17 protein-coding genes are annotated in these 25,196 nt (G+C 32.9%); 14 read left to right on the top strand and 3 right to left on the bottom strand.

The genetic code is table 11. From position 1 onward, the window contains the following. Window positions 1-85 precede the first annotated feature (85 nt). From Q0807_RS01325 to Q0807_RS01390, 14 genes are all read left to right on the top strand, one after another. Window positions 86-3,166 carry a TonB-dependent receptor gene (locus tag Q0807_RS01325; RefSeq protein WP_299105477.1) on the top strand — a complete coding sequence of 1,027 codons (3,081 nt, stop codon included), beginning with the start codon at window positions 86-88 and terminating at the stop codon, window positions 3,164-3,166. A gap of 10 nt (window positions 3,167-3,176) precedes the next feature. Further along, window positions 3,177-4,733 carry a RagB/SusD family nutrient uptake outer membrane protein gene (locus tag Q0807_RS01330; protein WP_299105479.1) on the top strand — a complete coding sequence of 519 codons (1,557 nt, stop codon included), beginning with the start codon at window positions 3,177-3,179 and terminating at the stop codon, window positions 4,731-4,733. Window positions 4,734-4,752: 19 nt separating this feature from the next. Then, window positions 4,753-6,075: a SusE domain-containing protein gene (locus Q0807_RS01335; protein WP_299105482.1), complete on the top strand. Its 1,323-nt coding sequence runs from the start codon at window positions 4,753-4,755 to the stop codon at window positions 6,073-6,075. 67 nt (window positions 6,076-6,142) lie between these two features. Next, window positions 6,143-9,004 (top strand): alpha-amylase family glycosyl hydrolase, encoded by a 2,862-nt coding sequence (locus Q0807_RS01340; RefSeq protein ID WP_299105487.1) that lies wholly within the window; start codon window positions 6,143-6,145, stop codon window positions 9,002-9,004. Between the two features lie 264 nt (window positions 9,005-9,268). Further along, the gene (locus tag Q0807_RS01345; RefSeq protein ID WP_299105493.1) at window positions 9,269-10,588 is read left to right on the top strand and encodes a sugar MFS transporter; all 1,320 of its coding nucleotides are present in this window, start codon (window positions 9,269-9,271) and stop codon (window positions 10,586-10,588) included. A 19-nt stretch (window positions 10,589-10,607) separates the two neighbouring features. Continuing rightward, window positions 10,608-11,576 (top strand): Gfo/Idh/MocA family protein, encoded by a 969-nt coding sequence (locus Q0807_RS01350; RefSeq protein ID WP_299105495.1) that lies wholly within the window; start codon window positions 10,608-10,610, stop codon window positions 11,574-11,576. A gap of 500 nt (window positions 11,577-12,076) precedes the next feature. After that, on the top strand, window positions 12,077-12,916 hold the full coding sequence (gene kduI, locus Q0807_RS01355; protein WP_299105497.1) for a 5-dehydro-4-deoxy-D-glucuronate isomerase: 840 nt from the start codon (window positions 12,077-12,079) through the stop codon (window positions 12,914-12,916). 10 nt (window positions 12,917-12,926) lie between these two features. Beyond that, on the top strand, window positions 12,927-13,721 hold the full coding sequence (locus Q0807_RS01360) for a gluconate 5-dehydrogenase (RefSeq protein ID WP_299105500.1): 795 nt from the start codon (window positions 12,927-12,929) through the stop codon (window positions 13,719-13,721). 27 nt (window positions 13,722-13,748) lie between these two features. Next, window positions 13,749-15,158, top strand: a complete 1,410-nt coding sequence (uxaC, locus tag Q0807_RS01365; protein ID WP_299105503.1) for a glucuronate isomerase — start codon at window positions 13,749-13,751, stop codon at window positions 15,156-15,158. An 11-nt stretch (window positions 15,159-15,169) separates the two neighbouring features. Further along, window positions 15,170-16,144 carry a TRAP transporter substrate-binding protein gene (locus tag Q0807_RS01370; protein WP_299105506.1) on the top strand — a complete coding sequence of 325 codons (975 nt, stop codon included), beginning with the start codon at window positions 15,170-15,172 and terminating at the stop codon, window positions 16,142-16,144. A 1-nt stretch (window position 16,145) separates the two neighbouring features. After that, window positions 16,146-16,637 carry a TRAP transporter small permease gene (locus Q0807_RS01375; RefSeq protein ID WP_299105510.1) on the top strand — a complete coding sequence of 164 codons (492 nt, stop codon included), beginning with the start codon at window positions 16,146-16,148 and terminating at the stop codon, window positions 16,635-16,637. A gap of 2 nt (window positions 16,638-16,639) precedes the next feature. Next, a complete protein-coding gene (locus Q0807_RS01380; RefSeq protein WP_299105512.1) occupies window positions 16,640-17,944 on the top strand; it encodes a TRAP transporter large permease in 1,305 nt (434 codons plus the stop codon). A 12-nt stretch (window positions 17,945-17,956) separates the two neighbouring features. Then, entirely contained in the window at window positions 17,957-19,423 is a 1,467-nt protein-coding gene (locus Q0807_RS01385; protein WP_299105515.1) for a tagaturonate reductase, read from the top strand. Between the two features lie 32 nt (window positions 19,424-19,455). Further along, the gene (locus Q0807_RS01390) at window positions 19,456-21,069 is read left to right on the top strand and encodes a UxaA family hydrolase (RefSeq protein WP_299105517.1); all 1,614 of its coding nucleotides are present in this window, start codon (window positions 19,456-19,458) and stop codon (window positions 21,067-21,069) included. A 15-nt stretch (window positions 21,070-21,084) separates the two neighbouring features. On the opposite strand, the gene Q0807_RS01395 is transcribed toward Q0807_RS01390, so the two are convergent. The 3 genes from Q0807_RS01395 to Q0807_RS01405 all read right to left on the bottom strand — a co-directional run bounded on the left by Q0807_RS01395 (window position 21,085) and on the right by Q0807_RS01405 (window position 25,190). Further along, entirely contained in the window at window positions 21,085-22,119 is a 1,035-nt protein-coding gene (locus tag Q0807_RS01395; protein ID WP_299105519.1) for a LacI family DNA-binding transcriptional regulator, read from the bottom strand. A gap of 89 nt (window positions 22,120-22,208) precedes the next feature. Continuing rightward, window positions 22,209-23,537, bottom strand: coding sequence for a polysaccharide lyase family 1 protein (locus Q0807_RS01400; RefSeq protein WP_299105522.1), 1,329 nt, complete (start codon window positions 23,535-23,537; stop codon window positions 22,209-22,211). Window positions 23,538-23,636: 99 nt separating this feature from the next. Beyond that, on the bottom strand, window positions 23,637-25,190 hold the full coding sequence (locus Q0807_RS01405) for a DUF5123 domain-containing protein (RefSeq protein ID WP_299105524.1): 1,554 nt from the start codon (window positions 25,188-25,190) through the stop codon (window positions 23,637-23,639). Window positions 25,191-25,196 lie beyond the last annotated feature (6 nt).

Raw genomic sequence — 25,196 nt, forward strand, 5'->3', positions numbered from 1 at the left:
CTCTAACACATTAAATTTACCTAGATTTAACCCGAGAAGTGAAAATATAAATCAATTAACTAAGTAATTAACTTAAACACATTGTATGAAAACATTTTTAAATGCTTTACTATTCTGTCTCATTTTGCTACCGGCAACATTGATGGCGCAATCTACTGCGACAGGTACAGTTACAGATAAAGCAAATGCCATGCCTCTACCAGGAGTAAATGTCATTATAAAAGGTACTGCCAGAGGAACCTCAACGGATTTTGATGGTAAATATTCTTTAGAAGTTAGTCAAGGTGAAGTCCTTGTATTCTCTTATGTTGGTTACACAACACAAGAAATTGTTTTTAATGGCCAATCTCCAATCAATGTTGCCATTGAGGAAGACGCTTCACAGTTAGATGAAGTTGTTTTAATTGGATATGGGTCTGTAAAGAAGGAAGACGCAACAGGTTCTGTTGATGTCGTTTCATCGAAAGACTTTAATCAAGGTGCAATAGTGTCTACCGATCAATTATTAAATGGTAAAGCTGCAGGTGTAAGAATTACCACATCTGGAGGTTCTCCTGATGCTGCTCCAAATATTAGAATTAGAGGTGGTTCATCATTAAATGCGCAGAATAACCCATTAATTGTAATTGATGGTGTTGCTATTGGAAATGACAATCCTGCTGGTGTATCAAACCCGTTAACGCTTGTTAACCCAAATGATATTGAAAGTTTTTCTATTTTAAAAGATGCCTCTGCAACTGCCATTTATGGATCTAGAGCGTCAAATGGTGTTATAATTATAACAACTAAAAAAGGAACTTCTGGTGCACCTCAATATAATTTTTCTACTGATTATTCTATTAGTTCTATTGGAGATGGTTTGGATATGATGAATGGATCTGAGTTTACGCGTTTCATTCAGGAATACCATCCTGATGAAGTTGGCAACTTAGGTGTTGCAGCAGGTTCAGTAAGCACAAGTGAAAACGTTATAAATACTTTAAACGGAAGACAGCTTTATAATACTAACTGGAGAGATGCTATAATAAGAACAGCAACAACATCTAACACAAACTTTAGTGCTAGAGCCAATCTTTTTGAGAAGATTCCTTTCCGTGGATCAGTAGGTTATACATATGCTGAAGGTGTTGTTAAAAATGATGACTACGAAAGATTAACTATGTCTGTTAAATTGACACCAAAATTATTAAATGACAATTTAAAGATTGATGTAAATGCTAAAAGTATTTTTGCATTTAAAAATGCAATTGATTCTGGAGGAGCTCTTGGAGAAGCATTGTCTTTTGACCCAACTAAACCTATTTACGACAACTCTGCAAACAATAGATTTGGAGGTTACTATCTTACTTTAGACGAGGATGATGATGCCTTTAGCAGAATCACACAGTCAAATCCGTTAGCAAGATTAGAACAACGTGAAAGACCAGAAAATGTTTATAGATTTTTAGGTAATGCTCAGTTTGATTATACAATGCCATTTTTACCAGAACTAAAAGCAGTAGTAAATTTTGGTTTAGATGCTTCTGGATCTAAAATTGAAGAACGTTTTAGTGAAAATGCTTTTGAAACATACCAATTTGAAGGTGATAATTTAGATATTAATAACAACTATGTTTTTAATCCAGGTCTAAATTATAGAGAAAACCAAACTATAACGAACACTACATTAGATGGATTTCTACAATACACCAAATTGCTTTCAAATAAAGTAATAAACAAATGGGATTTACAAGCTGGATATTCTTATCAGAATTTTAAAAACGATGGTAACCAAGAACGTTTTCAATATAATTTAGTTTCTGGACAAAGAGAAATTAACAATAACCCAGCAAACCCAAATAACAGATACTACAATGTATTAAATCTACAATCATTTTTTGCTAGAGGTAATATTAGCATTTTAGATCGCTATTTATTTACAGCATCAATTAGAGCAGATGGTTCTTCTTTATTTACTGAAGAAAATCGTTGGGGTTATTTCCCAGCTGCCGCATTAGCATGGCAAATAAATGAAGAATCGTTCTTAGCAGATTCTAAAGTAATTAACACTTTAAAACTTCGATTAGGTTGGGGTGAAACTGGTCAACAAGACATTACAGGTACTGTAGGTGGTTACTACCCATCAATACCATTGTTTTCTATTGGAGATTCAAATAGCCAATACTTCCCTAATTCATCTTTATATTCAGCAGAGGCTTTTAACCCTAATTTAACTTGGGAAAAAACAACTACTTATAATGTAGGGTTAGATTTCGATTTATTTAATAATGGATTATTGTCTGGATCTTTTGACATCTATAAAAGATACACTAGAGATTTATTGGCTGATGCTCCTGTTCCTCCTGGACAAGCACTGACTAATTCTTTTGTGGATAACATTGGAAAAACTGAGAGTGAGGGATTTGAATTAAACCTTAATTTAATGCCAATTAACAATGATAACTTAACCGTTAGTCTAGGTGGTAATTTATCTTACAACCAAACAGAGGTTACAGATTTAAATGGACTTACGGCTATTAATGCAGGCGGAACATTAAGAGGTACAGGTGCTGAGTTATTCCGACATGCAGTTGGGGAACCAGCTACGAGTGCTTATGTTTATAAGCAAGTTTATGATGCTCAAGGAAACCCAATTCCTAATGCTTTTGTAGATTTAAATGGTGATAACCAAATTAATGATAGTGACAAGTATTATGCTCAAACAGCTCCTAATTGGACTTACGGTTTCAACCTAACTATAAACTATAAAAACTGGGATTTAAGTTCTAGCTTTAGAGGTCAAGTTGGTGGTAACGTTTACAATTTTGCACAGTTAAATTACGGATTTACTGATAGTGCTGCTTTTTCAAGTCAAAACAATTTAACGAACGTACTTAACTTTTATGATGGTGCAGCAAACCCAGTAATTGAAAATGTAAATGGAAATATGCAATTCTCTGATTATTATTTAGAAGATGCAACATTTTTAAGATGTGATAACATTGCCTTAGGTTACCGTTTTAACGAATTAATAAAAGACGGTTCTTTTAGACTGTACGCATCTGTTACAAATCCATTCTTAATCACGGATTATAGTGGAGAAGATCCTGAAAACTTTGGAGGTATTGATAGAAACTTTTATCCAAGACCTACTGTTTATACTTTAGGTGTTAATATAGATTTTTAAAAAAAAAATTATGAAAAAAATATTTTTAATTTTATTGAGTATTGCCACGTTAGGTATGTACACATCTTGTATAGATGATTTAGATACCGAACCAATAACTGAACTTTCCTTAGAAGAGTTATTAGCTTCGGACCCAAATGCAGTTGAAGGCTTAGTATCAAGACTATACTCAACGTTCGCATTAACAGGACCTAGTGGGCCTGGAAGCTCAGATATTGATAGTCCTGACCCAGGTGAGAGTGCGTTTTTAAGAGCAATCATCAACTTACAAGACTTTACTGCAGATGCAATGAAGAATAGATGGGGAGATGATGGTTTAGATCAATTAACTACAACCTCTGATTGGGATCGTAATAACAAGTTCTTTAAATTATTTTATGATAGAGCTTATTATACAATACCACAATGTAATAACTTTTTACAAGCACTAGATGTCGCAGATTTCCCAGATGAAGAAAATATTGTTGCCGAAACTCGTTTTTTAAGAGCCTTAGCTTATTACAATATTATTGATGTATTTGGTAAGGGGGTATTGGCTACTGAAGTAAACTTTGGACAAACTCAACCTTTACCTGAAGCTTCTAGAATAGATTTATTTAACTACGTAGAATCAGAACTTTTAGCTATTGAACCTGTTATTAGAACAACATCTAGTTATGGAAGAGCCAATAGGTATGTAGTAGATATGCTTTTAGCAAAATTATATATCAATGCCGAAGTTTATACAGGAACACCAAGATGGTCTGATGCCGCGACTTATGTAAACAAAGTAATTAACGAAGGTGGTTATTCATTAGACTCTAATTTTGTTAGAATATTTTCTTCAGATAATAATAGCTCTCCAGAAATAATATTTCCATTGTTAGCTGAGTCTTTAACGAGCCAGAGTTATGGTAACACAACCTATATTGTTAACGGAAGCTTAAGTTCTGATACTATGCCATTAGCGCAATTTGGTGCTACTGATGGATGGACAGGTCACAGAGCCTCTAAAGGATGGTACGGTTTATTTGGTAATAGTGCTGCTGAATTAGGAGCCTCTAATGATGTAAGAGCAAGTTTATTCTGGACCACAGGTCACAACTTTGAAATGAGTGACTACAGAGAATGGACAGACGGCTTCCCTTCTATTAAGTTCAGAAATACGGCTTCGGATGGCAGTGGTAATCCTGTAGGATTTTCTGCTACAGATTTCCCATTCTATCGTTTATCTGATGTTTACCTAATGTATGCAGAACTTGCTATTAGAGGAGCTGCTGGTACATCTATGAATGATGCATTAACTTATGTAAATGATGTACGTACAAGATCAAATGCTGATGCAGTTGGAATGTCTGATTTAACTTTAGAATTCATCATTGATGAGCGCGCTAGAGAATTAAATTTAGAAGGTATGAGACGAAGTGATTTAATTCGTTTTAACAAATTTACAGGAGGAAGCTATATCTGGCCTTGGAAAGGTGGAACTGCGAGTGGTTCATCAATATCTGATGATTACAAATTGTTCCCTATTCCAGCGACTGCTCTACAAGCTAATCCAAACTTAACACAAAATCCAGGATACTAATACACTAAAATAAACAATAATGAAAAAATTAAAATTTATATTACTAGCATTTATCACAGTTGTAAGTTTTACAGCTTGTGAAACAGATGACGATTTAGAATTTGTTGCTAATGAAGCAGAAGGGATTGCTTTTAATACGTCGTTTTTAGAAAATTACGTTTTAAACTCATCTGTACAAGGGAATCTTGCTGAACGTTTCACTTGGAATAATGCAGATTTTGGTGTACCAACAAATATTACTTACTACCTACAAGGTGCAACTATGGCAGATTTTTCTGACTATATATCTGGAGACTTATATGATTTAGGAAGTAATGTTGCGAATCCTGAAGCAAATGAAATCCCTGTTACAGTTGGTCAAATGATTGATTTAGCTGAAGCTGCAGGTTTAAATAATGAAGCAGGCACTAACACAGGTATGCTTTATTTTAGACTTATGGCTGTAATAGGTGATGATGGCTTACCATCTTACTCTGCTATACAAGGACTTAACGTAGAATTACAAGAAGAAACAAGTGTAGGTGGTTCTGATATAACGCCAGCAACTTGGGGAGTAGTAGGTTCTGGTTATAATGATTGGGGAGGAGCTGGCCCAGATGGTCAGTTTTATACAACGAGTGAAGCAGATGTATATGTAGCATATGTAACTCTTATTGATGGAGAAATCAAATTTAGAGAAAATAACGATTGGGCAAGTGATCTTGGTGATAACGATGCTGATGGTACTGTAGAAGCAGGTGGTGCTAATATTGTAGTTACTGCAGGTACGTACAAAATCACATTAAATACAGCAGCTGCAACATATACTATGGAAGCATTTTCTTGGGGAGTTGTAGGTGATGCTTATAATGATTGGGGTGCTACTCCAGATGCAAAATTTTACTACGATTATACTACTGACACTTTTAAAGTAGACGTAAAATTATTAGATGGAGAAATGAAGTTTAGATTCAATAACGACTGGGCTACTTCATTTCCTAATGATAATATTGCAGTTACGGCTGGACATTATTCTATTGCTATTAATTTAAATGATAACACTTACACTATGGAAGAGTCAGATGTTTGGGGAATCGTTGGTTCTGGCTACAATGATTGGGGAGCTACTCTAGATTTTGCTTTAACTCAAATACAACCAGATATCTATTATGGTGACATTGCAACACTTGTTGATGGCGAAATTAAATTTAGAGCAAATAACGATTGGGCTTCTGACTTTGGTGACACTGGAGCAGACGGTACAATAGATGCTGGTGGAGATAACATTGCTGTTACTGCTGGTTTATACCGTGTACATATGGATACTGCTAACGGAACTTATTCGTTATACAAAATTCAATAAATAAGACTAAACCCTTATAACCTAAAAGGGCTGATTAACATCAGCCCTTTTTTTAAATAAAAAACTTATGAAAAAAATTTACTTAGTACTTCTTTGTATTAGTGTATCGTTTTTTGCTTTTGCACAAGTTACAATTACACCAAATCCGTTTGAAGTTAATGAAAGCATTACAATTACAGTAGACATTAATAGTAGTGCAACAGACTGTAACGGATTGAGCAATCCAACCAAAGTATACATGCACTCTGGCGTAGGGGATGGATCTAATGCTTTTGGTATTAGTGTTGTTGGAAATTGGGGACAAGACGATGGTGTTGGAGAAATGACGAACCAAGGAGGAGGTATATTTAGTATTACTATTACTCCTGAAACTTACTATAGTTTAACAGCAGCACAAGCCGCTAATGTTATTCAAATGGGAATGGTTTTTAGAAGTGCAGACGGATCTCAAGAAATGAAAGCTAGTGGTTGTAGTGATTTTATATATGACGTGGGTACGTTTCAAGTAAGCCTAACATCACCTAGTAGCGATACAACCATATTAAATTCTGGCGAAGACTTAACAATTACTGCTACAAATATTGGTGGCAATGCAAGCTACACACTTAAAGCTGATGGTACCATAATTGACACTAACAGTTCAACAAATAGTTACAGTTTTGTAGATTCTAACATTACAACAAATAAAAACTATGAGTTAATTACAGAATTAGGAGGCACTACAATAACCAAAACTTTTAGTGCATTAGTAGATCCAGGATCAAATATTGGTATTATGCCAATAACTTACCAAGAAGGTATAACCTATATCGATGACAATACAGCTGTATTAGTACTTTACGCTTCTGGTAAAGATTTTGTATATGTAGCAGGTAGTTTTAATAACTGGCAACCAAATTCAACATTTGCCATGAAAAAAGACCCAACCAGAAATAATAAATTCTGGATAGAATTAACAGGTTTAACTCCAGGGCAAGTTGAAACTTATCAATATTGGGTTGTAGATAAAACACCTATTGCAAATTCACCTTCACTAGTTAAAACTGCAGACCCTTATTCTACATTAGTATTATCTCCTTTTGATGACCCTTATATTTCTGCAACAACATATCCTAACTTACCTACATATCCTGCTGGTCAAGAACGTGAAGTTACTGTTTTAGAAACTGGACAGACAGCATACAATTGGCAGGTTACTAATTTCAGTAAACCTAAAAAAGAAGATTTAGTGATATATGAAGTTTTAGTTAGAGATTTTGATGCTAACCGAAACTATCAAGATATAATAGACAGAATCAACTATTTTAAAAACCTTAATGTAAATGCTATCCAATTAATGCCTGTAATGGAATTTGAAGGAAACGAAAGTTGGGGTTACAACACGTCTTTCCATATGGCCTTAGATAAATTTTATGGTACTGAAGACAAACTTAAAGAACTTGTTGATGTATGTCACCAAAACGGAATAGCAGTTATCTTAGATATCGCATTTAACCACGCTTTTGGAAGAAATCCAATGGTTCGACTATGGATGAACGATCCTGATGGTGATGGTTGGGGTTCACCAAGCTCAGAAAACCCCTATTTTAATGAAGTTGCAATGCATAGTTATAGTGTTGGTGAAGATTTTGATCATTCTAATGCGAGAACTCAAGATTTTGTGGAGCGCACAGTTGAACATTGGATAAATGAATTTAATATCGATGGTTTCCGATGGGATTTAACAAAAGGATTTACTCAAAACTGTACAGCTGGAGATGAAAGTTGCACAAATGGCTACCAACAAGATCGCGTAGATATTTTAAAAGCATACGCAGATTATTCTTGGTCTTTAGATGCTGATCATTATGTTATTTTTGAGCATTTAGGTTCAGATACTGAAGAAAAACAATGGGCTAATTATCGTTTAGACGAAGACAAAGGAGTAATGATGTGGGGAAAAATGACAGATCCTTACAATGAGTTAACCATGGGTCAAAATGGTGATAAAAATATAGACAGAATCGGTCATACAGCACATACTGGTTTTAATGGCCCTAGAGTTGTTGGTTATCCTGAAAGTCATGATGAAGAACGATTAATGTATAAAAATATCGCTTATGGTAACACAAGTAATTCTTCACATAATGTTCAGAATTTAAATATTGCATTATCTAGAATGTCTGCATTAGGTGCAGTATCATCAATGGTTCCTGGACCAAAAATGATATGGCATTTTGGAGAACTTGGTATGGATAATTCAATTTTTACTTGTAATGACGGAAGTTACAATAACGATGGTTGTAAATTAGATACTAAACCACAACCACAATGGACTGAAAACTGGTTAACAGAAGCACTTAGAGCACAAATCTATGAGGATTGGTCTAAGTTACACAAACTTAAAATTGAAGAACCTGTTTTTGAAGGTGACTACACTATTTCGTCAGGTAACTATACACCTAGAATTGATATTTTTGATAATTCAATACCAAACACAGAGCTTAAAAATGTCATCATTCTTGCAAACTTTGATGTTGTTTCTCAAACGGTAAACACAAACTTTCCGAGTGGAGTAACTTCTACTTGGTACGATTTAATGGATCCAACCGGAAACACAACTGTAGCGAATTCTACAACCACAATTTCTATTCCTGCTGGTCAGTTTAGAATTTTAGGGAATAAAGCTTCAGATGTATTAAGTGTTCAAAACGAAACACTAATTGGGTTTAGTTTATATCCTAATCCAACTCAATCAACTTTTAATATGAATATGAATGTTTCTAAGGTTGAAATTTACGATTTAACCGGAAAATTAGTGAAGTCATTTAATGGCGAGTTTACTAAAACTGATAGTTTTGATATTTCTACATTAAATTCAGGAATGTATATGGTTAAAGTTCAAAATGACAACAATCAAATACTAACAACTAAGTTGATTAAACAATAATTAATAAGTGTTTTTTATATTAAAAAAAGGAGTTTCTTTAGTTAGAAACTCCTTTTTTGTTTTCAACAATTTCCTTCATATTTCAAAGAAGTCATTGTTAGTGATAATGCCTAAAGAATGTATTTATTCCTATGGATTAATCAATGAAACACTAAAGTTAATATATTTGTTACTCAAGCTTTCAAGAAAATCAACAATAATATTATAACTTGATTTAGTAATACGTACCAAATCGAATAAACGACACTAACTAATCTAGAGACTATGAGCATGAGTAAAAAACCTCAAAACAACCTTGTCCCAATAATTATTATTGCAGGACTGTTCTTTATTTTCGGTTTTGTAACCTGGATTAATGGTGCGTTAATTCCTTTTATGAAAACCATAAACGAACTTACAGATACACAATCTTATTTTGTAGCGTCTGCATCTTACATTTCTTTTGTAGTTATGGCATTACCAGCATCTTACATCTTAAATAAGATTGGTTACAGAAAAGGGATGTCTCTTGGTTTATTTATTATGGCAATTGGCGCATTAGTATTTATACCAGCTGCCGAAGCAAGAACATATTGGGTATTTTTAACAGGTATCTTTATTCAAGGTCTTGGGATGACCATTTTACAAACAGCTTCTAATCCATACATCACCATTTTAGGACCAATTGAAAGTGGTGCAAAACGTATTGCCATAATGGGAATTGCAAACAAAGTTGCTGGTGCTTTAGGCTCTGTAATTTTTGGAGCTATTCTCCTATCTGGTATTGATGATGTAAAAGAGCAAGTTGCTACAGCTTCAGAATCTGAAAAGGCTGTACTATTAGATACCATGGCAGATAGTGTTTTTATGCCTTATATTATTATGGCTTCCGTCTTAATAATCTTAGCAGTCTTAATTAGAAAAGCACCTTTACCTCATGTTGAACCTACTGAAGACGAAACATCGATAGAAAACAATTCCTCTAACAAAACCATATTTCAATTCCCTCATTTATGGCTAGGAGTAATTGCCTTGTTTGTATATGTTGGCGCAGAAGTTATAGCTGGTGATACTATTATCGCATACGGTATTTCACTTGGTTTTACAGGAGAAGAAGCCAAATACTTTACTACCTATACTCTAATGGCAATGGTAGCTACTTATGCATTAGGTGTCTTTTTAATCCCTAAATATGTTAAACAAAAAACAGCATTAATTGCTAGTGCTGTTTTAGGCATATTATTAAGTATACTTATCTTATCAACTTCAGGTTTTACATCTGTTTTATGTGTCGCTGCTTTAGGTATTTCTAATGCCTTAGTATGGCCTGCAATTTGGCCATTAACTTTAGATGGACTGGGTAAACATACCAAAACAGCTTCAGCATTATTAATTATGGCAATTTCGGGTGGTGCAATAATTCCGCCATTATATGGAAAAATTGTAGACAGTACAAAACAGGAATTAATTGCATCTGGATTAACTGAAACCGATGCATTAGCGACTGCATCTACTGAAAGTTACTGGATCTTAATTCCATGTTATGCAATGATTTTATTCTTCGCAATTTGGGGACACAAAATGAGAAGCACCTCTAAATCATAAACTTCAATCTTTTTTAAATATGAAAACATACAATTGGGGAATTATTGGCTGTGGAAATGTAACAGAACTTAAAAGTGGACCTGCATATCAAAAAACGGAAGGCTTTAAATTAGAAGCTGTAATGCGAAGAGATATCGTAAAAGCCGAAGATTATGCTAAAAGACATCAGATATCTAAATTTTATGGTGATGCTGAAGAACTCATTAACGATTCTGACATAGATGCCATTTACATAGCAACACCTCCAGATTCTCATGAGTATTACGCACTAAAAGTAGCTGAAGCTGGTAAAATTTGTTGCATAGAAAAACCAATGGCTCCATCTTACCAAGCTTGTTTAAATATAAATGCAGCATTTAAAGCTAAAAACTTACCCTTGTTTGTGGCTTATTATAGACGATCATTACCTCGGTTTAACAAAATTAAATCATGGATAGACGCTAATAAAATCGGCGAAATACGACATATCAATTGGTTACTTAGCAAACCTGCAAATGATATAGATTTATCTCAAACCTATAATTGGCGCACAGATGCAGACATTGCTCCTGCTGGTTATTTTGATGATTTAGCATCACATGGATTAGATTTGTTTGCTTATTTATTAGGTGATATTTCAAAAGCAAATGGTCTTGCTACTAACCAACAAGGATTATATTCTGCATTAGATGCTGTAACTGGCAACTGGATACATAAATCAGGAATTACAGGTTCTGGCATTTGGAATTTTGGCACAGAAAAACGAGAAGATTCCGTTCAAATTTACGGAAGCGAAGGAAAAATTAAATTTTCAATATTTGACGATCAACCCATCATTCTAGAAACAAATGATACTATTGAAAGTTTGGTTATAGCACATCCTGAAAATATTCAGTTACACCATGTTCAAAATATAAGAAAGCATTTATTAAATGAATCCTTACATCCTTCAACTGGAGAAACTGCTGCGCAAGCCGCTTGGGTTATGGATCAGATAACACAATCATAACCCAATAGTTATTGAACTTTTCGCGACTTAAGTATAATATCTATATACTTACTCAAAAAGAATTGATTTAATACCACAAATGTTGAAGTCAATTTACGACACGATTATTATGTATAGACACTAATATTGAACTTAATTCAGACAGATTAGTACAACTACCACTCAATTGTAATTTAAATCAAATTTTAGCCAATCTAGTTAAGTACATATTTACTGGCTCTATTTTAAGATAGCTTATATAAATATCATCAATATTTTCAAAGATGAAACTGAAAGATGAGCACTAAACAAAAAAGAAAAATTGTAAATTCAATTTTGACCTACAAAGTAAAGAAAAGGAAATACAAACATCTAACATAAGAGCAATAGACCAAGTATGTTAAATTACATAGCATTTTAATCAAAAATGAAGCATGACTAAAAAATTTGAATAACAATAAGTCTAAAGATTAAAAATAAATTTTCTATATTTGTGCAATCGATTACAATACTCTTATTTTATGAATAAATACAATACAAGATATGCTTCTAACCCAGCATCTGTTAAAGCATTAAATACCCAAGAATTACGTGATGAGTTCTTAATTCAAAATGTAATAATAAAAGATGAATTGAAATGGACGTATTCTCATTATGATAGATACATGGTAGCAGGTATAAAACCTGTTGAAAAAGCTATTACCTTAGAAACAATAGACCCGTTAAAATCTAGCTTTTTTCTAGAAAGAAGAGAATTAGGAATCATTAATATAGGAGATTCTGGATTTGTTATCGTAGATGGAACCACTTATACTTTAGAACACAAAGAGGCATTGTACCTTGGTCAAGGTAACAAAGCTGTGACATTTTCTAGTAAATCAGCAGAAAAACCAGCTCAATTTTATTTAAATTCAACTCCTGCTCACAAAAAATTCCCAAATAAAAAAATTGGAATTGATGATGTAGAGGTTATTGAATTAGGTTCTCCTGAAACAGCTAATGCGAGAACATTAAGAAAATATATAGTTAACAGTGTAGTTGATGTTTGTCAGTTACAAATGGGAATGACGACTATTAAACCTGGAAGTAGCTGGAACACAATGCCTGCTCATGTGCATGACAGACGCATGGAAGTTTATTTCTATTTTGAAGTTCCAGAAAACCAAGCGGTTTGTCATTTTATGGGAGAACCACAAGAAACACGTCATATTTGGATGGCAAATGGTGAAGCAGTAATTTCACCACCTTGGTCTATTCATTCAGGTTCTGGGACATCTAGTTACTCATTTATTTGGGGAATGGCAGGAGAGAATTTGGATTATGGTGATATGGATGTTTGTAAAATAAATGAATTAAGATAACAGTAAAATAATGTCAATAAATTTATTTGATTTAACAGGAAAAGTAGCATTAGTTACTGGAGCAACTCACGGCTTAGGTATGGCGATGGCTAAAGGCCTCGGTCATGCTGGAGCAACTATAGTAATAAATGGCGCCTCTTCTAAAGGTAAATTAGACGAAGCTGTTTCTGAATATAAATCTGAAGGATTGAAAGCTTTTGGTTATTTATTTGATGTTACTAACGAAGCACAAGTTATTGAAAACATCACTAAAATCGAAAATGAAGTTGGTGCCATTGATATTCTATTTAACAATGCAGGAATAATAAAAAGGACACCACTTGAAAATATGGAAGTGTCCGATTTTGAACAGGTTCTAAAAGTCGATTTAGTAAGCCCATTTATCATGTCAAAACATGTTATAAAAGGCATGATTAGTAGACGAGAAGGTAAGATTATAAATATATGTTCTATGATGAGCGAATTAGGTAGAAACACTGTTGGTGCATACGCAGCTGCAAAAGGAGGTTTAAAAATGCTTACCAAGAATATGGCAACAGAGTGGTCTAAACATAACGTACAAGTTAATGGTATTGGACCTGGTTATTTTGCAACAACACAAACAGAACCTATTCGTGTAGATGGTCATCCATTTAACGACTTTATTATAAACAGAACACCAGCTGCACGTTGGGGAAATCCTGAAGATTTGCAAGGTGCCGCAATATTTTTAGCATCAAAAGCAAGCGATTTTGTTAGCGGACAAGTTGTTTATGTGGATGGCGGAATTTTGGCTACCATAGGAAAACCTGCTAACGAAGATTAATTACGCAACACTAACTAAACCAATCCAATGAGCACAAATTTTATACACGATAATTTTCTGCTAGAAAATAAATATGCTGAAGAGTTATATCATAACTACTCAAAAAATCAGCCTATAATAGATTATCATAACCATTTATCGCCTCAAGAAATTTTGGACGATACAGTGTATAATAATTTAACAAAAGTGTGGATAAATGGCGACCATTACAAATGGCGCGCTATGCGGACTTTAGGTATAAGCGAAAAGTTTATTACAGGTGATGCAACAGACAAAGAAAAGTTTATACAATGGGCAAAAACAGTCCCTTACACTATGCGCAACCCTTTGTATCACTGGACGCATTTAGAGTTGTCACGTTACTTTAATGTAACAGATTTATTAAACGAACAGTCTGCAGAAAGAATATACGAATCTACATCTGAAAAATTAAGTACTCAAGACTATAGTTGCCGAAATTTATTAAGAAAAGTTAATGCAGAATTGCTGTGTACTACCGAAGATCCTATTGACACATTGGTACATCATCAGCAACTAGAAAAAAGCGATTTTGAAGTAAAAGTAAGCACTGCTTTTAGACCCGATAAAGCCATTCTAATTGCCAACTATGGTTACAATAATTACATAAATAGTTTAGGAAAAGCAGCGGACATAAACATTGAATCGTATCAAGATTTAAAAGATGCTTTAAAAAGTAGAATTGAATACTTTCATGATAATGGTTGTAGACTTTGCGATCATGGCTTAAACCAAATTTCGTTTGTTACATATACTGAAAGAGACGTTGAAATTATTTTCAAAAAGAAAAGAAAAGGCGATTCACTTTCAAAAGAAGAAACGCTAAAATTTGAAACAGCAATCCTTTTGTTCTTATCTGAAACTTATCATGAATTTGGTTGGGTACAACAATTTCATTTAGGTGCTTTACGTAATAATAACAAACGTATGCATTCAATTTTAGGTCCAGATACTGGTTGGGATTCTATTGGCGATTATTCGCAGGCCGAAAAACTTTCAGCATTTTTAAACCAATTAGATAGCAAGGATAAGTTAACCAAAACTATAATATATAACCTTAATCCAGCCGATAATGAAGTGATGGCAACCATGATTGGAAACTTCAATGATGGTAGTGTAAGAGGTAAAATACAGTTTGGCTCAGGTTGGTGGTTTTTAGACCAAAAAGATGGTATGACCAAACAGTTAAACGCCTTATCAAATATGGGTTTAATTAGCTGTTTTATAGGTATGCTTACGGACTCTCGTAGTTTTTTATCTTTCCCAAGACATGAATATTTTAGAAGAATATTATGTAATCTTTTAGGGGATGAAATACAGAGAGGAGAATTACCAAAAGAAGAAATGGAATGGATTGGTAAAATGGTAGCAGATATTAGTTATAATAATGCTAAACAATATTTTAGTTTCATAAAATAAAATTATAACTAATGCGATTTAAAATAATTCTCTTAGCAATACTTTTTATAAGTCTTGCATCTTGCAAAAAAACAGAGGGGCCTAAGGTTCTGTATCTAGGTCATACTTTGCCTCAAACGCATCCAGTACACAAGGGAATGTTAGAGTTTCAAAAGGCATTAGAGAAAAAATCTAACGGGACATTAAAGGTTAAAATATTTCCTGATGGTCAGTTAGGGTCAGAAAGAGAATTATTAGAATTATTGCAAATAGGAAGTGTTGCCGCAACAAAAGTAAGTGCAGCCACTCTATCTAATTTTGTTCCTGAATACAATATTCTAGGAATACCATATTTGTTTAGAAATAAGGCACACCAATTTAATGTTTTAGAAGGCCCAATTGGCAAATCCATTTTAGAGAAAGGTTCTAAATTTTGGCTTCGAGGATTATGTTACTATGATGCTGGAAGTAGAAGTTTCTATACCAGTAAAAAAGCGATAAGAACACCAGAAGATTTAAAAGGTCTTAAAATTAGGGTTCAGAATAATCAAATGGCTATAAATATGGTAAATTCTATGGGTGGGGATGCAACACCTTTATCATATGGGGAATTATATACAGCAATTCAGCAAGGTGTTGTAGATGGAGCAGAAAATAACCCACCATCATTTGTGTCATCAAATCATTATGAAATTAGCAAGTATTATACTATAGATGAGCATTCTTCTGTACCAGATGTTCTTTTGATAGGTACTAAATATTGGGAAAAATTATCGAAAGAAGAAAAGGCTTGGGTACAGGAAGCAGCAAACGAATCCGCCCAAGCGCAAAAAGCTTTTTGGAGAGCATCTGTTGAGGAATCAATGAAAGTTGTAAAAGATTGGGGTGTGGAAATTATAATTCCTGAGAAATCACTATTCGCAGAAAAATCAAAATCTGTAGTTGAAGAATTTGTGAAAAAATATCCGGAGATGTCAAAAATTGTAAATGAAATTAAAAATAATTAAAATGAAAAAATTTGAGTTTATTTTTAATAAAATTAATAAAGTCCTTGAATGGATTTTGATTGTCATTTTTGCACTATTAGTTTTAGATGTTCTATTTCAAGTATTTTCAAGGTATATTTTAAGTAGATCATTTACCTGGACTGAAGAATTCGCAAGGTTTTCTTTAATATGGATGACCATTTTAGGCGCTGCATATCTTAATGCTAAAAAAGAACACTTATCAATGGACTTTTTATATCAAAAACTTTCAATGGCAAATAAAAGAAAAACTTCAATACTTATAGAAGTATTTATATTTCTTTTTGCTCTAATAGTGATGGTTATTGGTGGATTAAATTTGGTTTATACGACATTACATTTAGAACAATTATCAGGTACTTTAAGAATACCGCTTGGGTATGTATATGCTATTATGCCATTTAGTGGTTTTCTAATTATGTGCTTTTCAATTTATCACATATCAGGTATTTATTCTAATAAAAACATTAGTTAGTTATGAGTATAGAAATTATTAGTATAATCGTTTTGTTTGTTAGTTTCTTTACGCTTTTGTTATTGAAAGTTCCTGTAGCGTATAGCATCGGAATCTCAACAACTTTAAGCTTATTATTAAATATTGACAAAATGCCTGGTTTAACAACAATTGCTCAGCGCATGACTACAGGTATTGATAGTTTTGCGCTATTAGCGATACCCTTTTTTGTGTTAGCAGGTGAGATTATGAAACAAGGCGGTATTGCAAATCGACTTATCAATTTTGCGAAATCTTTAGTAGCAAGTCTTCCTGGAGGGTTAGCTTATGTAAATGTATTGGCATCCATGCTTTTTGGAGCCATTTCTGGCTCAGCGGTTGCTGCTGCTTCGGCTATTGGTTCAATTATGACCGATAGAATGGAAGAAGAAGGATATCCTAGAGCGTTAAGTGCGTCAGTAAATATTACATCTTCAACAACAGGTTTATTAATTCCACCAAGTAATATCTTAATAGTATATGCCTTAGCCAGTGGAGGAAGTGCTTCTGTAGCTGCACTATTTATTGCTGGATATCTACCAGGAATATTATTAGGTTTTGCTATTATGGGATACATAGCGTTCATTACTATTAGTAAAGGTTATGCAAGAGGAAAATCTTCAACAATTTTGGAAGTTTGGACCTATTTTAGAAAAGCATTTTTCAGTCTATCATTACTCGTAATTGTTGTAGGAGGCATCGTAGCCGGAATTTTTACTGCAACAGAAGCTTCTGTAATTGCTGTATTATATGCAGCAATATTGTCATTAATTTATGGTGACATGAAAATAAAGGACATGCCTAAAGTATTGTTGTCTAGTGCAAAAACAACTGCTGTTGTGATGTTCTTAATCTGTACTTCTATGGCCATGTCTTGGTTATTCTCATTTGAAGGAATTCCAGAAATGATAAGTACATTCTTATTAGAGTCATTAAATAACAAATTTGCCATCTTTTTAGCTATTAATATTATTCTCCTAATAGTAGGTACGTTTATGGATATGACACCAGCAGTATTAATATTTACACCAATATTTTTACCAGTAGTAACTACTTTAGGAATGGACCCCGTACATTTTGGGATAGTAATTGTTCTAAATTTATGTATAGGAATTTGTACACCTCCTGTAGGTACTCTACTATTTGTAGGTAGTGGAGTCGCCAAAGTTTCAGTCACAAAAGTTATTAGGTCTTTGTTACCATTTTTAGCAATTATGGTAGCTGTATTAATGCTAATATCATTTATACCAGAAATATCATTGTTTTTGCCAAGACTTTTTGGCTTGTAATTATAAAATAATATGACAGAATTAAAAAATAAGAAGCCAGTTTTAAATAGGTTGAGTTTAGGACTTAAAAAAAAGCCTCCAATTAAAATAGTTCAGTTTGGAGAAGGGAATTTTTTGAGAGCATTCGTAGAATATGCCATTCAGCAATTAAATAAGTCTGTTGATTTTAATGCAGGTATTGCTGTTGTGCAACCTATTGACAGAGGTATGGTAGACATGCTAAACGAGCAAGAAGGATTATATACACTGTTTTTAAAAGGAATTCAAAAAAGTAAAGAAATTCAGCAAAAAGAATTAATTACCAACATTGTTAAAGGTATAAACCCTTATAAAGATTTTCAGGAATATTTAGATTTAGCAAAAGAAGAAGAACTACAATTTATCATTTCTAATACAACTGAAGCAGGAATAAGTTATATAAAAAGTGATAAAATGTATATGCAACCACCAAGTTCATTTCCTGCAAAATTAACGTTGTTATTACACGAACGATTTAAACACTTTAAAGGTGCTTCAGACAAAGGATTAACGATTATTCCATGTGAATTAATTAATCATAATGCAGAAACTTTAAAAGAAATCATACTAAAATACGCTTTATTATGGAAGTTAGATAGCACATTTGTTAATTGGTTAAATTTAGCGTGTTCATTTCATAGCACATTGGTTGACAGAATTGTACCAGGTTATCCGAAAGATGATATTGAAGCTTATAATACACAATTAGAGTATAAAGATAATTTGATTGTTGCAGCCGAAGTGTTTTTACTTTGGGTTATTGAAGGTGGTGAAGATTTAAAGAGAAAGTTACCATTCCACAAAACTGATTTAGACGTAAAAATAGTAGATAACATGCAACCTTATCGTACTAGAAAAGTACGAATATTAAATGGAGCACATACTTCAATGGTTCCATTTTCTTTACTTTACGGAAATGAAACAGTTAAAGAAACAGTTGATAATGTTTTTACAGGTGAATTTGTAAACAAAGCTATTTTTGAAGAGATTAATGACACACTTCCCATGGAAAAAGCAGAATTAGACAGTTTTGCTGAAGCAGTTTTAGATCGATTTAGAAATCCATTTATCAAACATAAATTAGCTGATATTGCTTTAAATTCAATTTCAAAATTTAAGGTACGTGTATTACCAAGTTTACTAGAATATGAAGCTAAAAATGGAAAGCTACCTACAAATTTAACTTTTGCCTTTGCTTGTTTAATACGATTTTATAAAGGTGATTGGCAGGGAGAAATTTTACCAATAAATGATAATGAAGGTATAATTAATTACTTTAAAAATATTTGGAAAAACAAGGATTATAACTTAATTACTAATTGTGTTTTATCTAATAAAGAATATTGGGAAGAAGACTTAACCAAGGTTAAAAATTTATCCTCTGCTTTAGCCTTTGCTTTAGCAGAAATAGATTCAATTGGAATAAAAGACGGTTACAATAATTTTCGCAAAAAGTATTAATACAATTTTTTAAATACTAATTACTTATTAGAATGCAGAAAAAATTAATAAAAGTTCACCCTTCAGATAATGTGGCAGTTGCTTTAGTAAATCTAAAAGCTGGTGAAACTATTGCTTTTGAAACTCAACAGATAACTGTAATTTCAGATGTTAAAGCCAAGCACAAAATTGCATTACTAGATTTTAATTCTGGTGATAAAATTATGATGTATGGTGTGTTAGTAGGTAAAGCAAATTCTCCAATTAGAAAAGGTGACGTGTTAACAATTAATAATGTAAAACACGAAAGCGCAAAGGTGACTAAAAAAACAAACACAATAGGTTGGTCTGCACCCAATGTAGAAAAATGGAAAGGTAAAACTTTTATGGGCTATCACAGGGAAGATGGACAAGTTGGTACGGCAAATACATGGCTATTCTTTCCTTTAGTATTTTGTGAAAACAGAAATATTGAATTACTAAAAGATATTTTTGAAAAAGAACTACTAACTCAAAAAGCGAGTAATCACCGAAAATTATTGCGCTCTTTAGTTAATGAAAGACAAACCAAGATAGAGTCTAAAGTAGAAGAAACTACTAACGTTTTTGAAAATATAGATGTAAAGTTTATAACACATCCTGGAGGTTGTGGTGGTATACGTCAAGACTCTGAAAGTTTAGCTAAGCTTTTAGCTGGTTATGTAAAAAACCCAAATGTTGCCGGAGCCACAGTATTGAGTCTAGGATGTCAAAATCTTCAAATAGATATTTTTAATAAAGCTTTAAAAGCTATAAGTCCAGAAAATAAAAAACCAATCTTGATTTATGAACAACAGCAAATGGGAACTGTAGATGAGATGCTTTCTGCCATTATTAAAAACTCATTTGAAGCTATTAAAAATGCAAATAACATAGAACGTAAACCAGCACCTTTGTCCAAATTGAAAGTAGGTTTAGAATGCGGTGGATCTGATGGCTTTTCTGGTATTTCGGCAAATCCAACTTTAGGATATACGTCTGACATGATAGTGGCTTTAGGCGGAACAGCGATTTTAGCAGAATTTCCAGAATTATGTGGTGTAGAACAAGAATTAGTTAACCGGTGCGAAACAGAAGTTTCGGCAAAACGATTTTTAGAATTAATGCAAGCTTTTGAAAAATCCGTAGTAGATGCTGGTTCTGGTTTTGATATGAATCCTTCACCCGGAAACATAAAAGATGGTTTAATTACAGATGCAATGAAATCTGCAGGAGCCGCAAAAAAAGGAGGGACATCTCCTATTGTAGATGTTTTAGATTACGGAGAATATGTAACAAAACAAGGATTAAATTTATTGTGCACACCAGGAAATGACGTAGAAAGCACAACTGCAATGGTCGGCTCTGGCGCAAATATTGTATTATTTACTACAGGTTTAGGGACACCAACAGGTAACCCAATTACACCAGTAATAAAAGTATCGTCAAACACGGAGTTAGCTATAAAAATGAGTGACATTATTGATGTAGACACAGGCGATGTAATTAAAGGAGAAAAATCTATTGAAGAAATGGCAGAAACAATGCTTGATTATATTATTGAGGTTGCAAGCGGAACTATTAAATCAAAAGCTAGTCTATTAAATCAAGATGATTTTATACCTTGGAAACGTGGTGTTTCACTTTAATCTTCGAAAACTGAACTAATCAGTTTTTAAATTTTCTTTAAGAGAAGATTTTCTAATAATCAATTCTGGTTGCAGAACGATTTGTTGTGGTTTTGTAGTTAAATCTTTAGCGTCAACTTCGTCTAAAAATACTTTAGCAGATTTTTTTCCCATTTCTCTCGGAGATTGATCTACTGATGTTATTGATAACTCCATAAATTTGGTAAAAGGCTCGTTACTAAAACCGACAACACTTATATCTTCAGGTATTTTTAAACCTTGTTCCTTAATTTCTTGTATAGCACCAAGAGCAGTAAAATCACTGGAAGAAAATATAGCATCAGGAGGTGTTTTCATATTTAATAACAATTTTGTTACCCTTCTACCTTCATCGACTTTACTAAAGGTTTCAATAACTAAATCCTCATCGAACTCTAGTCCAAAGTCTAGTATCGCTTGCTTATAACCTAAATAACGATTTTTAAATATTTCTAATGAACGATCATTAGATAAATGTGCAATACGCTTACAACCTTGTTCTATTAAATGTTTTGTAGCTTGATAAGACCCATTAAAATCATCTATGGTTATAGAACTTACACCAGGCAAGTCTTTTTTACGGTCAAAGAATATGAGCGGAACTCTTTTCTGAGACAACTTGTTAAACACATTATTTTTAGTTTTTGAATTTGATATTGACATTAAAATACCATCCACTTGAGCATTTAACAAAGAAATAATATTTCCTGTCTCTAAGATTTCTTGGTCGTGTGTTTGGCAAACTATAACATGATAACCTTTTGGATATAACTCTTCTTCAATACCACGAATTACAGATGCAAAAAAGTTACTATCCATACGAGGAACAATAACACCTACGTTAAAACTTTTACCACTTTTAAGAGCTCTAGCAAGCGTATTTTGCTCATAATTCATCTCTACTGCAGTTTCTTGAATTAACTCACGCGTTTTTATACTTATTTTAGGATTGTTATTTAAAGCTCTTGAAACTGTTGCTGCAGTTAAGTTTAATTTTTTTGCAATATCATATATAGTCGTCTTTTTTTTCATTGAAAATATTTGTAAAAAGTAAACCGGTAAAATTACCGATTTTTTTTATAATTAGCCTTTATTTTCAATTGTAAATTTATTGATTTCAACTAATAACTATTACCGCATTTAACTAATAATTGATTGGCATATACTTCGATATTCGAGTAATTTATATTTAAGGTATTTAAATGTGAGTCTTTGGTATTACAATCTAGTTTTAATTTTCTTTCCCATTTATTTGGTATACCGTCATTATCAGTATCCTTCATTACTTTCTTAATCTTTAAAATTGGCCATCCACCAACGTCTTCTTGCGAATCAATAATGCCATTCTTATAAGTAGCATCGCCATTCTTTACGGTTTTTATAATTCTGGCGTCCACAGAATCTCTATTAATACTTAATCCAGCATGTTTTAAGACCTTTGTTAGTGCTTCTTCTGCATTAGACGTTTTAATATTGTAATCAATACTAACAGCTTCATTTAGTTTAGTAAGTTCTGGGTTTTCACATTGAACACCACCGTCCCAATTGTTAGCAGTTACGCGTTCATCACCAAACACAAAATTTCCATTTACATAAAAATCTCCGTATGGTTTTGATGGACTTACAATTCTATTCACTTTTGATGATGTGGTTGCTGGTCCTGGTTTAAAATAATTATTAACTAAATTGTAAGTACCATTTTCACCACCATAAATACTATTTTCTCCCCAATTATAAATCACATTATTTCGGAAATCTACAAATTCATTTTGAGAATTTTCTGTTGTTTTAGAACCACTAAATCTAGGATTCCTACTATTATTACTTACTAGTAAATTGTGATGAAATGACGCCTTTACTCCTCCCCAAATACCACCATATCCGTGTGCTCCCTTCTCATGAACTGACCTATTTAACGCTTCAGAAATAATACACCATTGAAGCGTAAAATTCTTATTATTATAAAAAGAAGCATTTTCATCAGTAGCCCAACTAATAGAGCAGTGATCTATGATTACATTTTCAGTACTTCTGCAACCTAATGCATCACCTTCAATGTTATTTATGTCACCCATTCTAAACCTAATATATCTTAAAATAACATTATTTGCTTTGATAGATACTGGGTAACCTTTAATTGTAATTCCATCAGCTGGAGCTGTATGACCAAGAATACTAACATCTCCTCTATTAATATCTAATTTTGATTTTAGTTCTATAGTCCCAGAAATTTCGAAAATTATTATTCTAGCTCCTTTTTTTAGTATCCCTTTTCTTAAACTTCCTTCACCATCGTCATTTAAATTAGTAACCTTATATATAAAACCACCTCGCCCACCTTTAGCGTACTTTCCAAAACCTTCTGCTGTGGGAAAAGCTAATTCTTGTCCAAAACTTAAACCACTAAATAATATAAAAACTAGTACTGTTAGTTTTTTTCTGAGAATCATATTTTTTTGTTTTAATTGTAAGAAGAATAAAAATGAAAAAAGGAGAAATGTTTCTTCAAACATACCTCCTTTTAAAGACTAACTTAATCTATTAATCTATTACTGCCTCCAACGCGGATCACCAACTTGGTTGTCTATAAGTGTTTGTGTTGTAAGAGTAAAGTCACCTTCTGTTGGGTTTGTAAACCCTGGATCTAAAGTTGTATAACTTGTTGTATTATCAAATCTTAATACACTAGAGTCGAACATTGTTGGTGCATTAAAATAATTATTGTTATTAAAGTCAATAAACTCATCTGTTCTAGTTTGATCAGAAAAACCTTCTGAATCTGTATCCGCTATTAGTGTATTTTGAACTATAATATCATTAGTTTGAAATCTAATATATAATATCCTCTTGCTTGAAGAGTTAGAACATGCATATAACGTACAACTATCTAAAGTTACATTACAAACTAACCCAGTTTGAGTTGAAGTACCAGCATCATCAATTCTAAAGAAGTCACGTCCAGGCGCGCAATTATTAAATGTACTTGTATTAAAATTCACATTTAATACATCTGAATTTCTAAAGTCAAAGAAATCACCTCCACTTGTTAATACATTAGTAACTACACAATTTTCAACTGTAACTAATTGAACAATTGCATCAGTCTCATTTCCTGCAATAAAAGATCTATTATAATCGTGAATATTGCAACCGCTCACTAATAATGAATCATATGCACCAGCTGCACTATACCTAACAACATCAGTTAATTCCGAAGCAATATCACCCGTTAAATCCAAGTCAATTAGACTAACATCTGTAGCTCCTGTAACAATAGAAAAACTAACTTTCAATAGTGGCTTATCAAAACTTAACAGTCCTCTAATAGTCAATGGCTTATCTATTACTATTGTACCTATTTGATCCGTATAATCACCTTGTTCTAGGACTAAAACATCTCCTGGTAGAGCATCTGCTACCATTTGAAATATATCATCAGTTGGAGTAACTAAAACACCATCGCCAATATCTATACCCGTTGTAAACATTTGAACACCTCTTATATTAGTATCATTTAATAACTGGGCGGTATAATCTGTTTCACCTATTAACCCTGAAATTGTTGCAATTCCGTCAGCAATTTCTTGTGCTGATAACGCATAGCTAATATCACCAGGCGTAACCAATATTTCGGTTACAGCACTATTTGCAACCCATCTTAATGTCGCTGCGGTAGCTAATATATCACCGGGCTCTATAGTTAGAAAAAGTTGCTCTGTTAAAGTTGTTTCTGTTGTTGTTGCATAAGTTGAATCCTCTAACCCTCTAGAACTTAAAGCCTGTACTCTTATATAATATACTGTCTCTCCTATTAATTGAATTTGTACAGGTAATTCATTTGACGAAACATTAACCGACTCTACAATTGATGAAAAATCTACATCTTCACTAACTTCTACTAAATAGTTTTCTACGTTGTCATCCTTAGTCCAATTAAGTTCTACAATAGTTTGATTTCTAATAATTGACGTTAAGCCTACAGGAGCAAACTCTCTAGAAATATCAAGTTCATCTATTAATTCGTCATTCTTATCACATCCAGAAAATGTTAGTAATAAAACCATAACTATTAATATGGATTTAAAATTGTGCTTTGTTTTCATAATAAT

The organism is uncultured Winogradskyella sp., from assembly GCF_947495255.1.
Lineage (GTDB): Bacteria > Bacteroidota > Bacteroidia > Flavobacteriales > Flavobacteriaceae > Winogradskyella.